This is a genomic window from Bacteroides xylanisolvens (assembly GCF_018289135.1).
GTDB classification, from domain to species: Bacteria; Bacteroidota; Bacteroidia; order Bacteroidales; family Bacteroidaceae; genus Bacteroides; species Bacteroides xylanisolvens.
Genome location: NZ_CP072216.1, coordinates 328,111 through 342,830, shown reverse-complemented (window position 1 = coordinate 342,830; position 14,720 = coordinate 328,111). Strand labels below are relative to the sequence as shown.

The following is a 14,720-nucleotide window of genomic DNA, read 5'->3' as shown; positions in this document are numbered from 1 at the left end:
GTTTTGTATTAACCTTAATTCCGCAACACTTTGATTTAAATTAATTTATAAGTTCCTGAGCAACAAAAAGTTGCCCAGGATTTTGCCGTGTCAGATTTTTCACTTATCTTAGTGTTGCAATTAGAAAACAAGCGAAAATCGTAACAAGGCATGGCAAAGGTACAAATATAATGCCAGTCTTGTGTTCCATAGGCAGTAAAAACAGGATGTTCAACCGTAAAAACTAGCTTACCACCAGACTTCAGTATTCTATATATCTTTTTTACTAAAATCTCATAATCTGCTACATAGTGAAACGCAAGTGAACTTAATATTACATCAAAACTCTCCTCTGGGAATTCCACATCTTCTATAGCACAGCATTTATATTCAACCTGTGGAAAATGTGTTTTTTCTTTGGCTACCTCGAGCATTTTATGAGAAATATCAACACCTACAACAGAAGAAGCACCGTGTTCCATCGCATAAATACAGTGCCATCCATAGCCGCATCCTAAATCAAGCACACGCTTATCTTTAAAATCCGGCAGCAGCTTTCTCAATGTTTCCCATTCTCCTGCACCGGCTACAGGGTAAACGCATCAAACTTTTTACCTTTTAACATATAGATATTAATGTTGTATCTTATTGAATATTAACTATTTATATTTGCTTATGCCAAAAATATTTTGTATCTTTGTAAAGAATAATTAAACACTTAAAAGTTACAAAATGAGCATAATTAAATTATCTAAACAAATTCCAGACCCAAGAGTCACTGGACGAACTGTTCATAAAATGGAACATATTATCTATATTACCATAGCAGCAGTACTGGCTGGATGTCAAACATGGGATGATATTGCTGAGTTTGGAAGAACTAAGAAGGAGTTCTTCAAATCTCGTTTGGTAGGTTTGGAGCACATTCCAAGCCATGACACCTTCAATCGTTTCTTCTCTATATTTGACCCAAAGGGCTTTGAACAAATTTTTCGCGATTGGGTCAAGGAAATTGTTGGCGAGGTCAAAGGCATAGTAGCCATTGACGGCAAGTTAATGCGTGGCTCCAGCAAATGCGATTCAGAGCACACATTGGGCAAAGATGATTTTCGCATGTGGATTGTGTCGGCATGGTCTTCTGATAACAATATCTCTCTGGCTCAAGAGAAGGTGGGCGACAAGACTAACGAAATCACCGTTGTACCAAAGTTGCTTAGCGCAATAGACTTAAAAGACACCATTGTAACGATTGATGCCATGGGATGCCAAACCTCTATAACCAAGAAAATAAGAGAGGGAAACGGAGATTATATTATTGCATTGAAGAAAAATCAAAAGACAAGCTATGATTTTGCAAAGGATATCATAGCCGAATACACTGATCGTGACTATCAGGGTATAGTTTCAAAGCATACTTCCTTTGACAGAGGGCATGGCAGATTAGAAGAAAGGAAATGTATAGTGGTGAGTTATGGCAGCACTACTCAAAAAATGTTCAAGAACAAATTTGAAGGGCTAAAATCTATTGTTGGCATTCTGTCACGAAGAACTATCGTTTCAACAGGTGAAACTTCCGAGGAAAACAGGTACTACGTAACTTCCCTAGGAAATGAAAGGCCTGAGGGAATCGCCAATGCAATAAGAAAGCACTGGGGAATAGAGAATAATTTGCACTGGCAATTAGACTTTACCTTTAGAGAAGACGAAAGTAGAAAGGTGAAAAATGCAGCAAGGAACTTCTCTACTATTACTAAGATTGCTTTGTCCATCCTTAAAAAGGATAAAACGATCAAGGGAAGTCTCAACTTAAAAAGAATGAAAGCTGGCTGGGACGAAAATTACCTGTCAAAACTTTTGGAGGCGAACGCATTTTGATGCGTCCGCCCTGGCACCGGCTAGTCCCTGCTGTGAGCGACTCATTTGACTGTATTTTTGAAAAAATATATTATCATCATATTTGTTTTCTTTCATCTGAATTCCCCTTGTTTAAAAAGTTATTTATCTCCGTTGCAATTTTCTTCACTTCTTTATAAGGCTTCCCGGTCATATCATAGCATTCAAAAAGTGAAAGACCGAGTAATTCAAAAATATGATTAACCCTTTGGCGTATTTTTCAGGTTTATATTAAAAAGTTTCAAGCAGTTTTATAGCTTTCTTTTCGCCTATTCGAACGTGGTGGAAAGTACGCGAACATAAATTCCCGCGCCCCTATGCGCACGCAGTGCGCTCACGTGCCGAAGGCACATATCGCGCCAGAGGCATATCGCACGCGAATGAAATGTAGCGTATATCGCAAATCCGTGAGGATTTATATCGCTTTAGTTTGTCTGCTTCGTCAGACAAACTAAACTTTCCACGTGGCTGGAGAGGACAGAATGAATGTCATTTGAGTACGTCCGTTCTCGGAAACATATCCACTTCGCTTTTGGCACTATCGGTATACGGGAACATATCCAATCTCTCTCAGGAATGTATACCATACTTTTAAAAGGCAGAATAGCATTTTAACTAATGCTACCCTACCTATAACTAAACATTTACAGTTGCATGTGGCCTATTGTTTTTAGCCGTTAAATATTTTATAACTATTAAATAGCGATACAAATTGTTCGAAACTAATATTGTTTATATCATATATTCTCGCATATTTTAAAGCTTTATTAAATTGATTTTTTGTAAACAGTTTTTCATACTCTTTGTTAACCCATTTCATTACAAAAGTTTCATATTTTTTTCTCTCTTTAAATGCCATTTTTGCTGGCTTTCTTTTTAATACAATTAATGCGCTATCCACTTTAGGTTTTGGATGGAAATAATACCTGGGAATTTTTGCTAATATAGAAATATCTACCTCTGCCATTAACAGCAATGCTAGTGATCTGTTTGTATCTAATAACATTTTAGCAAAACCATATTCTACTATTAAATAACTTATTGTGGCTGAACTTTCAAAAACAATTTTTCGAATTATATTTGTGCTTATGTTGTAAGGTATGCTGCCAAATATTTTATATGGATTGTGGCTAGGAAATGTAAATTTTAGTATATCATCATTTACTATTTGATAGTTAGGATAATTTAAGAGCTTATTACGAGTTACCTCACATAATTTAGAATCAATTTCTATCGCCGTAACAAAATTACATCTCTTTACCAATTCAGCAGTAAAATGACCTTTCCCTGCACCTATTTCAAAGATGTTATCTTTTTCATCTAAACTTATGCAATTCATTATTTTTTCTATGTGATATTTTGAAGTAATAAAATTTTGACTATCTTTTATATTTACTTTGTTCATTATAACCCCTCCTTAATTTATTTCATTAACAAACAGTTTTTATGTTTTCATTTGGATATAGTTTTTTCTTATCTGGTCCTATCATAGGATACACCTCTCTTTCATACTTTTATATATTTTCTATCGTGTTTTATATGATTCATTATTTTGATACCATAGCAAAGCATCCTTTTCTAGTTGCTTTACAAATGCATCCTTACCAGTGCAGTAGCCTTCAATATCCTCCGAGAATCGATAAGCCAGCTCCATCTTTAATTCACCATACTCTAAAGCGATGTCTGGATGTGTACGCAGAAAGTCCCTTACTGCTATATGCCTATTAATATCTTTGTGATTGCTTTGCTCAAAAATATGAATCTGGTGTGTCCTGTTATCGCCGCCTTTGCGGAAATATCTACGTCCTTCAATACCAAACTCACCCATACACTCATAACCAATCGCTACAAATTCTTTGTTATGCTTATCAACCAAACTAATATTTGTCACTACGGGCATTATATCAATGATTGATTTAGCGGCTAACCCTTTGACTGCTGTACTGCCAATATGGTAAACCTCCACCAATATATCCTTCAATATATTCTTTATCTTCTGTGATTCATTTTCATACTCTACTTCCCAAAAGGGGTCGGTAAGCACTCAATTTAGGGCATCCCCCTTCGAAAGGGCACTTTTCAGTGCCCTAAACCGAGTTTTGTTAATTAATTAGTTTTGAATTTAACATTGGCTGGCAGCCAAAGTGATTTTGTCAGGAACCATGTTAACATAATCCCTGCACCCGTTAAAGATATTTTTGAAAAAAGTTCCGATGAAGTTCCAGATAGAACTGCCATGAAGCTTTACCGTTCCTATCACACTGTGATAAGTTGCTGCCATCTCTGCACCGGCATCACTACCATAATGAAGTGAATTGTTGCGTTGAGTGGTCAGCTTTCGAATGGTTCGCTCAGCCAGGTTGTTGTCTATCGGTAATTCACCATCATCCAGGTAAGCAAAGATCTCTTTCCAGAACCGGTTCAGATAATTGAGAGCTTCTTTATAATACCGGCTTCTAAATTCTGAATCCTTTGACTGTTCACTATCTAACAAACTGCGCAGCTCTATTAGGAGTTCCTTCGTTTCCAAGCTTTGCCTTTCTTGAAACCTTTCCTTGGGAGTTAATCCGGCATCATCGTATTTACGCTCCCTCATAAAGAACTCCTTTAAAATTTCGGAAAAGCGTTCTGCAGTCGGTTCACCACCCTGATTGGAAGCCTTGACAAACTTGTTCTTGGCATGAGACATACAAACCTGGTGGACAGTATCTTTAAACCGGGCTGATTTCAGCTCATTGCCGATAAATACATAAGCATTGTATCCGTCGGACATTATACTCTTCAATTCTGCATCGCCCAAAAAGTCTGTAAGTACATCACGACCACGCGAGCCATTCTCATAGAAGAAAATGGCTGTTTTCCGGGCCTTGTTGACCAGAACCCAAATGTAGCACTTCTTATAGTGATCGTATTTACGCACTTTACACCAGGTCTCGTCGCAGTTCACAATCGAATCTTTTTCCAAAGCTATAGACTTCAATACACAAACCAGTTCGTCCAGGTATGTCTTACCTTTCTTAAGCCAGTTGCGCAACGTGTTTTTAGAAATGGTCATGCCCATATCTGTCAGCCATTGGTGAAGAAGACCAAAAGTCACATTCTTTACATAAACTTCATAGGCGATAGCCTGCAGAAATTCAGGAGTGGCCCTAGTGCCTTCAAAACTGGTTACTACATCCGGATGGCCTTCAGAAGGGAAATAGCCCCACTTCGGCTTTTTACCAGGCTCTGCATAATGAACCATCTCAAAACATTCTTCCGTAAGGAAAGTACGGAAACTGAACACCCGTACCATTCTCCTTTCAATGATCCGACCGGGAACCTTTGTCAAATCGGAAGGATGCTCTGTCGCTTCTCCGGCTACCCCCATCGTTTTATAACCGTCAGGGCGATTGGACAAGTCACGGTCTTTCCCGGAAGGCTCTTTTAACTCTTGGGATGGAACATGACCAACCGAATCCGTGCGAAGCGTATCATCGGTTCCATCATAATCATCCTTCTCCTTCCGGCGGTCTGAATCACTTGTTTTAGCTTTAGATTGTATCTTTTGACGTCTATCACCAAAACGTTCCTGATTGGCGTAATCAAGTTTTTCCTGAAGTGATTTTATCTTACGTTCAGCCGATTTGCGAAGTTTATGCTCTTCTGACAACCGATTCTCAAGGTCAACATGTTTCGATTGCATGGATGACATCTGATCCTTCAGTTCTTTCATCTGAGCCATAAAATCCTCCAAAACAAGCCTCATGGCATCACCTGTCAACCTGAGATCCTGATTTTGCTCAGCAAGGTATTGTATGTATCGGTCTTTCTGATCCTCTGCCATACCTGCACTATAATTTATAGGGTTGCGTGAGTAGGTTTCCCGACTCAACAACTCTCGTTTTGTTGTAATTATATCTTGCAGATCGATCATACTTAAACCTTTGACTTACAGCATTAAAGGTAATAAAATAATCGCAAAACCGCAAGTGGATAAATAGATTGATTATCTGATTTTTAATGTTTTAACTATAGGATTCTCAAGAATCAAAACCACGTCCTTCCAGGCAATCCGATAAACAGTATCTGCCCCATTTCGCTCAACTTTCATGAACTGATAACCGGCAACAAACTTCTTTTCAAACAGACTATATGAACGATTATCAAATGAAAACATACGGACTATTCTGCGATTGCGAGACATGACTATAAAGACATCCCCATCTCTGGGTTCCCGGTGAAGCCGTTCACGAATGATAGACAACACACGGCTGTGCTTACAACGCATATCGGTGAAATCACGGACATAATAAAAATGATTCAGACCGGTAACACTCAGCATAACCCCTCCAGTTTCTCTACCATACGAACCAAATCCGGGTAGCTTAAATTCTTTTGGAACAAATGCAAGCCATTGCTGATACGAATCTCAACCCAAATACGAACAGGGTGATCAGTTCTGCCTGGTGATACCGGTTGAGGTTGATCAATGGCACCGGATTGTTCCTCATGACCGATTACAGGAGCACCATCAACCTGGACTTCAACTACTTTTTTCCGGGTATCCCTGTACCATTTCTGAAAGATGTTATAAGGAACTTTGTTCTTAACACAAAACGATTGGAGAGATTCTCCATGAGGCAAAGCCTCGGTCTGGTACTGAAAGTAAAACCTTTCAAGATCTTCACTGCTATACATAAATCCTAAAATTTTTGTTCGCAGCGAAGATAGAGATTTCAATTATGAGCCAATTTTTGACTGCTTACTCATCAACAAGAGACATCGTCGAATTTTACAACAAGCGTGGGGGCAAAGAGCGTATATTCGATGATATGAACAACGGATTCGGCTGGAACAGGCTCCCCAAGTCGTTCATGTCAGAGAACACCGTATTCCTTCTGCTTACGGCATTGATACACAATTTCTATAAGACCATCATTAGCAAGCTTGACACCAAGGCTTTCGGGCTCAAGGAAACGAGTCGCATAAAGGCTTTTGTCTTCAGATTCATCTCCGTACCTGCCAAGTGGATCTTGACTGCAAGGCAATACGTGCTGAATATCTACACAGAGAACCGAGCTTATGCAAAACCCTTCAAAACTGGATTCGGATAAAGTCCGTTCCTTATGGTTTTAATCTGCGTATTGCCTCAAGTCGCATTGTGGGGTAAGGGGAAGGTATGCACAAATCGGACAAAATTCACGCTCATACTATCATGATGAATAGTGTTCAAGCTCTTTACTGCAATTGAGATTGCCATTGAGATTGCTTGCGGATTTTAGGGTAATAATAAAATGGTATGAGTACGCCCAAAGTAGCGAAGGCAAGCATGGCATAGAGATACTGGTGGAACCAGATGAAGGTCATCCCGTAGAACAGGAAGGCAATGCTGCACAGCCCAGAGGCCAGTCCGTCGATGCCGTCGATGAGGTTGATGGCATTGATGATGAAAACCGTAACGAAAACGGTGAGAGGGATGCTAATCCACGACGGCATGGAATGGATGAACAGCATTCCGTGAAGGTCGGACAGTTCCACTCCGCCAGCCACCAGCATGATGCCGCAGACTATCTGGATAAAGAACTTGGCACGGTAGCGCACACCGATAAGGTCATCGGCAATGCCGACAAGGTACAACATGATGATGGCGCAGAAGGCGTATGCCAATGGCAACGCTTCTGCGCCTATTTCCTTAAGCAGCTCATCATGTCCGGTTGAGACATTGACCGCCAAAAGCAGGACAAAGGAGAAGAACACTACGGGCTTGAAGGCCATACCGCCAAGGCGAGGCACTACACACTGATGTATCTTCCGCTCGTCCGGCTCGTCGAACAGTCGCCTGCGGAAGGCGATGAGCAGAATCTGCGGTATCACGATTCCTGCGAAAAACACGCACAGGAAGAATACCGACAGGATGTTGACAATCCAAATTAAACTCATTCTCTATCTAACTTTAATAGGCCGTTTGTGTCGGTCTGTCCTGTACTAATCCCTCTGTATCAATCAATTCGGGGGGGGTAATTCGTGTTTCCATAATCTCAGTCTATGATTTGAATATATTCCGGCTTCACCTCAGCTGAAACCGCCAGTAGGTCGGGAATAATGACGACAAGCTGCCGACCTCTCTTTTTTGCCACTTTTATGAAGTAGCCCTCCACCTGGTCGAACGGTCCGCCATGTACCCTTACTCTTTTACCTTTTTCAATGTTGATTTTATCTTTTTCCTTGTTGATTTCGCTGATTTTGTAGAAGTGTACCTCTTCATCTGCCTGCTTGCACACCTTGATGAAGTTGGTCATGTCTTCATCAGGTACAGTCAGATAGACAAGTTCTCCGCCACTTTTCCATGTGACAAACTGTAGGTCGTAATAATAATTGTGTTTGAAATCAACAATCTTCTGATGACTTGCATGCACAAACACCAGACTATGGATGACGGGTACCATGAAAAAGACTTTCTTGCCCTTGACAGTGCGAAGGACTTTCTGCTTGGGTATGAAATACTCTAAGCCATACGTTTCATTAGAGAGCCGATCTTCGGCAGTATTCTCGTTCTTGTAGGCCCGCATGACATACCACAGTATCTTATCCTTGTCCAATACATTCACCATACTGTTTTGACATGTGTTTTTTGAGAAAAGAACGTACTCATGGTTCATCCCGATATGCGTATCGGTCTGTATATCAGCAACTTTCTATGTGTTTCAACTACAATAGTCATCTATTCTCATCTTTCTGAGTCCACCCCCTGCAAAGCCCCTCTTTACGACATAAAAATTCGGTCGGAAAAGGTATGCAAAAGATGTTTCTCTCTTTAAGAGAAATATCGTTTTGCTAAACAGTTGATATTGAGGTATCATTTTATCGTAAAAGACATATTTGCTCAACAATTGCTTGACGGAAATCAACAAATTTTAGCATTTTTGTAAAAAAGTCGCTATATAATTTGGTGAATTGGAGTTATTTTCATATTTTTGCATCCCGAAGAGTTTCTCTTAAAGAGAGAAACACCTTTTTGCTCAACAATCCCCGACTTTTTTATTATAGTTGCGGTATCACACCGCAATACAATAGTTATAAATATTGAAATAAAGGTGCAGTGAGACGCTGCACCTCCTAAAGAGAATTGATGATGAGATTGTTGGCGTTGTCAACGACAGAGGTGTCCAATGAGGAGAGGTATATCTGTGTGGTTTTCTCGGAGTCATGCCCCAATGCCTCGCTGATAGTAGATACGGGCACGTTCTTGCTCTTGGCTATGCTTGCCCAGGAGTGGCGGGCTACGTAGGTGGTCAGGGGTACGGACAGGCCTATCATTTCTCCGATTTTCTTCAACTGCTTGGTGATACGGCTATAGGCATTCTTGTACTGTCTCCAGAATATGGCTCCCTCTCCTTTTGCTATAGGGAGCAGGTAGGGAGAATCATCTGTTTTGTACTTCGCCACTATCTCCTGCATGGCAGGTTCCCATTTGATGTGCAACTGTTGTGAGGTCTTCTGACGGCGGTAAATGAGCGTACTGCCATGCAGATTGCTTGGTGTAAGTTGTGCCATATCGATGAACGACATCCCACGGGTATAGAAACTGAACAGGAACATATCCCTTGCAAGCTCCAAACGGGGGTTCAGACTCAAGTCCAGCTCTTTCAGTTGCTTGATGATTTCCAAGGGGAGTGCCCGCTTGACGGTCTTGTCGATGCCGGTATATACATGCTTGAACGGTGAGGAAGAGATGACCAGTCCGTCATCTACGGCATGATTGTAGATGGTGCGCAGGTTGCGGATGTAGAAAGAGGTGGTGTTGCGGCACAGTCCGCTGTCTTTCAGCCACTGTTCATAGCCTTGTATCGTTGTCCCATCGACTTCCTCCAATGGCACATCGCCTCCTTTCAGGTAACGCTGGAGGCTGTTGAGGGTGGTTTTGTACCTTGCTACCATCCGCTTCTTGCCGATGCGTCTCAGTTTTTCGTTCAACTCCAGCGTATAGCCGATAATGCCATGTAATTCTTTTCCCTCATGGAAGTTGTCAACGACGGTGTCTGCTGTATATGACTGCCCTTCCTTGTCCAACCGTGCAATGACCAACAGCAGTTTCTTCCTGTCAGCATCCAATGTATCTTTCAAGGAAAGAAGATAGGCTTGACGTTGTGGAGTGACGGAAGTTGGCAAAATGATGTTTGAATGGTCCGCATCCCACTCTGAGGAATAGATTCTGTACTCTGTATGGATCTGACGTGCCACACGATTGTGTATCACCTGATAATACAGGCGACCCTCTTTCTCTTGAACAGATGATGTTCTGAACTTTAATTTGATGGATGCCATAATGCTCTGACTTTAACATTGAAATTGCAATTATTACCTTTATATATAATATAAGTGACAGACAAACAGGTATAGGAGGGATGGTGCCTCACCGCTCGGCATACAACAGCTGATATTCCACCCACCTCCGTTTCCTAATGGATGCCACTGCTTTTCCCCTCCATTTGCAATAGCTCAGATAGAGTGGCAGGATGTCCCTGTCGCCACGTTCCAATCGGGTGAGCAGGGACGCTTTCGGGTATCGTCCATTGCCTAACAACTTGGCTGGTCCAATCTGGTACGAGAGGGTGGCAAGCAGATAAGCATCCCTGCCATAACGGGCATATAGGCGCAGGTGCCGGAGGAGGTCTGTCCGTAACAGCAAATCTGCACGCTGACGTGTCAGTGTTTTCGGGAAACGCTCTCCCTTCTGTAGCTGGTGACCATAGCCCACATAGCCCGGTGTGGTCTTTGGGTCGTGCCAACCCTCGAAGTGTTTGGTAATGGCTACCATCCGTTCAAACAGTGCCCTGTCAATGGTTTGGCTTTGACAGGGCACGCTACAGATGGCCAACATGCTCAATAGTACGATGATGTATCTTCTCATTACATTATTTTATATAGGAGGTGCGATGTCTCACCGCACTCTAATCAATATCACTACATCATAGTGCGGAACTGCTGAATCTCTTTAATCATGGCTTTCACGTCCTCCCCAACCTGAACGAAGTTCTTGTAGAGGATGCGCTCTCGCTCTTCTTTCGACTTGAACTTATAGAACTTAGGGAGAGGGACATACTCCGATTCCTCCTTCTTTATTTCCGTCATATCGAAGTCGGTCTTGCAGTAGAACTTGGATGTCTTGAACTCCTCGCTCTCCTGGATGTTCATGCTTCCGTTCATCCCGGTCTTGGTGACTACGAAGTCACGGGCGGTCTGTCCACATATCCAACCTGTGGGCATATCGGAGATTTTGCTTGCAGGCACCAGGCTGTCCATATTCTCATTGAGGTTGATGGAGGTCTTGTCACGGTCGATGGTCACGCCCTTTTTGAGTTGCACTACTTTACCGAAGATGTCACTCGACAGCCATTCGAGGGTTTCCTTGGCTCTTGCCGAACCGCTCACCACATTGCCCACGGTGGTGATGATTTTCTGCATACCCACCTTGCCATAATCGGCTTCCAACTGCGGAAGTTCCTGAAAGCCAAGTGCCACGCTCACCTTGTTGCTTCGGGCTGTGCCTATCAGTCGGTCTATCTTGTGGAAATACAAGGTCGGCAACTCATCGACGATGATGCTGACAGGAACGTTCTTGCCCTGTCCTGTATTCACCCTCGTTACAAGGCGGTTGAGAATCAAGGCATTCAGTGCACCGATGATGCTCTCCATCTCGGGGTCGTTGGCAATGAGCAGATAACTTGGATTCTTCGGGTCACTGACCTTCAGGTCGAAGTCATCGCCGTCCTTGTGGAATATCCAGTAAGATTCCTTGGTGGCGAGACGGGAGGTATAGACACGTAGCGTGCCAATCATACCTTCCAACTGCTCCATGGCTTTGTTGGCAAAGGCAGTCTGGAACGGGCCAAGCAAGGGGGCTACCTCGTTGTCGGTCTGAAGTACCTCGAAGATGGTCTGATAACTCTCATTGAGGAACGATAGGATATGTGGCATGTCGCTGTACTTGCCCAACCAATAAGCGGGCTGCACCTCCGCGCCCGAATGGTCGAACACCCGTCCTGTGGGTATCAGCCTTTTCGTCTTTGGGTCTTCACGCCGCTCGGCAATCAGCATCTTTCCGTCCTTGTCGTAGGGCTCCTTGCCGTAGTTGCAGAAGAAATAGATGCAGGCGGCAAGGAAGTTGACGGCAGAGGTCTGGAAGAACTGGTCGCTGCCACCGCCGCCTTCCTTCTTGCCTTTTTGCAGGGATTCAAGCAGGGTCTCGGCGGTCTCGCTCGCTGCGGCAAGGTTGTTGATGTACTTCAACTGGATGGGGTTCACACGGCGCGAATACTCCACATCCACAAAGTTGATGATGTTGAACTTCATGCCATGGGGCATCTTGCTGTCCTTGGCATTCTTGTTCTTCAAGTAATGATAGTAGAGTTTGGTGGCGAGAGTGGGAAACTTATAGTCGTACACCACCATGGCAAAGCCCTTCTCGCTGTGCTGCCTGATAAACGGCTCGATGATGGAGAAGGTCTTACCAGAACCAGGAGTACCCACAACCCATGTGCCACGGAACGGATTGACGATGTTCACCCATCCCTTGCGGAACTTGCCCTTGTAATAATAGCGCATAGGGATGTTCACGCTGTACTTGTTCTCCTGCAACTCCCTGCATTGCTCAAAGCTCTCATTCTCGAAGTTGAAGCGGTCTTTCAGCAGCCCTTCCTTCAGGAACTTAGAGATATTGTCGAGGGCGATATGCACCAATACGACACCGACGATGGAAGTGAGCATATAGAGCCAAGTGTTCAAACGGAGGGTATAGAAACAGGGCATTATCGAATGACCGAACAGCCATACGGACTGCACAATCAGCAGCACTCCCGACAGCAGCGGATAGAGCACCTGCCTGCGAGCGTCAAACTCCAGATGCTTCTTGTTGCGCGTTCCCACACAGGTGATACATATCAGCAGGAACGTAGCCACCTTGCTATACACGAGGTTGCCGTCATGGTAAATCATCCACCGCTTGATGCGAGTGTGGATATCCGTCACTACGCCGCCCAAGAAGTCCAACTGCTCCGGCTCCAGTGCGTAGGCGAAGAACTCCATCAGGATGGAGACATAAATCACCGCCCTGAATATCTTGTAAAAACCCTGTAACTCTTTGCTTTCTTCCATTTACTTTACGATGATGTTGGGTGATAATGAGAAAAGATGAAGGATGCCACGGTGGACACCCTCCAATCCTCTTATGAGTTTTATTCGTAGCCGTTGATGGTCTTCTCAGACTCTACTGTCCACGGAGAAATAGTTGCAGATATGACCTCCAAGGTGTTGCGTACAGGCTTCAATGAATAGCTGTAGGAATGACCCGCTTTCCACGTGTCGTTTGTGAGGAATACGAAGTTCTCCCCATTGCTGAGTTGCAATGTCATGTCTGGCATAACCTGTGCAGGAACATAAAGCGTATATTCCATGTGGTCACTTTGTGGGTCGCCGAAATAATAGGTCGTCACCGACTCGTCACTGCATTCTACCTTTCCGGTCTTGATGTTGAAAGTACCGCTGTCAAAATAACCGACGAACGTGAGTAGGCTTCCTGCAAAATCATTGGTGGTGAAACCGTATTCTGGTGAGGTATAGACCTTGATGATGACACGCACCATCTGATGGGTGAAGTTCAATGTAAGGCTCGGATTGGCGTATGATGCCGCTCCACTGGCAAACAGAAAATCATTGACCTTCTGCTCACTCTGTACAGCTGCCTCCGGCACTTGGAACTCTATGAGGTCGTTGGTAGGATTTGCCGTATAGGGATAGTAGGCATTGAAGGTGTGAGTGTCTGTGTCCGTGAAAAACACCTTGTTGGCTGACACAAACTGATTCGTGCCGCCGCTTCGGGTGAACTTCATATTGTTGATCATCCCTGTGGAAGAGATGCCAATCATATCATTGAGTTCCCACTGGTTGTCAACGGCTCGTGTGGAAACGGCAGGTTGCAGCATCTCCAGATTGGTGAATACCTGAAGCTGCTTGGTTGATGTGCTGTCGGTCACGACCACAGAACCTCCGCCACCGGGCAGGTAAATCTCATTGACGATGTCTTGGTCACAGGACGTGAGGAGCATGGCTCCAAGTCCCAACATTAGAAACAAATTCTTTTTCATGCTTTTTCTTTTTTAATTGTTGTACTTTGATGATGATACGGGTGATACTCGATGTCTGTATATGGGCTAATCCATAATCGTGATGATGGGTCTCGCCTTATGCGGCTGCCACTTGGGAGTCTCCTGTATGGCACCGCTTCCCAGTGAGTAAAGCCATGCCTTGGCGGTCGCTTGTCCTTCTACCTCCGTTGAAGTCCAATACCAACAGTCATCATCCTCATCGGGGATAGGTGTGCCGCCGCATTTCAGGATGTATGGGTTGATGATGTCCTTGGCATGATAGAGCAGACGCATCTGTGCCACACTGGGGATATAGGCACTTTGCCCGTAACGCCACATGTCGAAGACACGCTCAGCCAAAGGCGACTTCACATCGGTCGTGCCATAAAGGGCAAAAGTGTTCTTGTTGCCGTCGTAGGCGGTGAGGTCACAGGATGTGTCCTGTTCCACACCGATACTGTCAGCAAAGGCTTCGGGAGCGATGTCCCACAGATAGACGGCATATCCGTTTCCCTCCATTTCTTCCCTCTGATTGACGTTGAACACCACTGCAATGGCTTGCTTGCACGATTGCTCGTAGGTTTCGTAGGGCATCACCTTGCCGTCAGTGGTCAAGATATGGGTGACCTTCATGGCTGTGTCGGGAAAGTCCTGATGCTCGTCACAGGCAGTCAGCAACACCGTTGCCGCAACTGCCAAGATTGAAAACAGTTTCTTCATACG

Annotated in this window: 13 protein-coding genes and 3 pseudogenes; 2 read left to right on the top strand and 14 right to left on the bottom strand. The window is 43.8% G+C overall.

Annotation, left to right across the window (positions count from 1 at the left end):
- Positions 1-35 precede the first annotated feature (35 nt).
- Complete coding sequence (locus INE92_RS01540; RefSeq protein WP_443925060.1) at positions 36-542, bottom strand: class I SAM-dependent methyltransferase; 507 nt, start codon at positions 540-542, stop codon at positions 36-38.
- 169 nt (positions 543-711) lie between these two features.
- On the opposite strand from INE92_RS01540, the gene INE92_RS01535 reads away from it, so the two are divergent.
- A complete protein-coding gene (locus INE92_RS01535) occupies positions 712-1,854 on the top strand; it encodes an ISAs1 family transposase (protein WP_211421283.1) in 1,143 nt (380 codons plus the stop codon).
- 12 nt (positions 1,855-1,866) lie between these two features.
- On the opposite strand, the pseudogene INE92_RS01530 reads toward INE92_RS01535, so the two are convergent.
- From INE92_RS01530 to INE92_RS01500, 6 genes and pseudogenes are all read right to left on the bottom strand, one after another.
- A pseudogene (locus INE92_RS01530) lies at positions 1,867-1,950 on the bottom strand (class I SAM-dependent methyltransferase); the annotation flags it as partial.
- Positions 1,951-2,542: 592 nt separating this feature from the next.
- Complete coding sequence (gene erm(G) / locus INE92_RS01520) at positions 2,543-3,277, bottom strand: 23S rRNA (adenine(2058)-N(6))-methyltransferase Erm(G) (protein WP_008021360.1); 735 nt, start codon at positions 3,275-3,277, stop codon at positions 2,543-2,545.
- A gap of 120 nt (positions 3,278-3,397) precedes the next feature.
- Positions 3,398-3,916, bottom strand: coding sequence for a GrpB family protein (locus tag INE92_RS01515; protein WP_211420642.1), 519 nt, complete (start codon positions 3,914-3,916; stop codon positions 3,398-3,400).
- Between the two features lie 78 nt (positions 3,917-3,994).
- Positions 3,995-5,788, bottom strand: coding sequence for an IS66 family transposase (tnpC, locus tag INE92_RS01510; RefSeq protein WP_032951975.1), 1,794 nt, complete (start codon positions 5,786-5,788; stop codon positions 3,995-3,997).
- 72 nt (positions 5,789-5,860) lie between these two features.
- Positions 5,861-6,196, bottom strand: coding sequence for an IS66 family insertion sequence element accessory protein TnpB (tnpB, locus tag INE92_RS01505; RefSeq protein ID WP_008782597.1), 336 nt, complete (start codon positions 6,194-6,196; stop codon positions 5,861-5,863).
- Complete coding sequence (locus tag INE92_RS01500; protein WP_008781475.1) at positions 6,190-6,552, bottom strand: hypothetical protein; 363 nt, start codon at positions 6,550-6,552, stop codon at positions 6,190-6,192. Before INE92_RS01500 ends, tnpB begins: the two co-directional genes overlap by 7 nt.
- Positions 6,553-6,620: 68 nt before the next feature.
- Here INE92_RS01500 and INE92_RS01495 point away from each other — a divergent pair.
- Positions 6,621-6,968, top strand: a pseudogene (locus INE92_RS01495) (transposase); the annotation flags it as partial.
- A 169-nt stretch (positions 6,969-7,137) separates the two neighbouring features.
- Here INE92_RS01495 and INE92_RS01490 read toward each other — a convergent pair.
- The 7 genes and pseudogenes from INE92_RS01490 to INE92_RS01460 form a co-directional block, all read right to left on the bottom strand.
- A pseudogene (locus INE92_RS01490) lies at positions 7,138-7,794 on the bottom strand (MraY family glycosyltransferase); the annotation flags it as partial.
- A gap of 98 nt (positions 7,795-7,892) precedes the next feature.
- On the bottom strand, positions 7,893-8,465 hold the full coding sequence (locus INE92_RS01485; protein ID WP_008021340.1) for a UpxY family transcription antiterminator: 573 nt from the start codon (positions 8,463-8,465) through the stop codon (positions 7,893-7,895).
- 505 nt (positions 8,466-8,970) lie between these two features.
- Complete coding sequence (locus INE92_RS01480; RefSeq protein ID WP_005816149.1) at positions 8,971-10,179, bottom strand: putative resistance-associated DNA invertase; 1,209 nt, start codon at positions 10,177-10,179, stop codon at positions 8,971-8,973.
- An 88-nt stretch (positions 10,180-10,267) separates the two neighbouring features.
- Positions 10,268-10,765 carry a lysozyme family protein gene (locus INE92_RS01475; RefSeq protein ID WP_005816141.1) on the bottom strand — a complete coding sequence of 166 codons (498 nt, stop codon included), beginning with the start codon at positions 10,763-10,765 and terminating at the stop codon, positions 10,268-10,270.
- Between the two features lie 53 nt (positions 10,766-10,818).
- On the bottom strand, positions 10,819-13,008 hold the full coding sequence (locus INE92_RS01470; RefSeq protein ID WP_005816140.1) for a type IV secretory system conjugative DNA transfer family protein: 2,190 nt from the start codon (positions 13,006-13,008) through the stop codon (positions 10,819-10,821).
- A gap of 80 nt (positions 13,009-13,088) precedes the next feature.
- Positions 13,089-13,997 carry a fimbrillin family protein gene (locus INE92_RS01465; protein ID WP_005816138.1) on the bottom strand — a complete coding sequence of 303 codons (909 nt, stop codon included), beginning with the start codon at positions 13,995-13,997 and terminating at the stop codon, positions 13,089-13,091.
- A gap of 66 nt (positions 13,998-14,063) precedes the next feature.
- Positions 14,064-14,717, bottom strand: coding sequence for an Lcl C-terminal domain-containing protein (locus INE92_RS01460; protein WP_005816136.1), 654 nt, complete (start codon positions 14,715-14,717; stop codon positions 14,064-14,066).
- Positions 14,718-14,720: the final 3 nt, after the last annotated feature.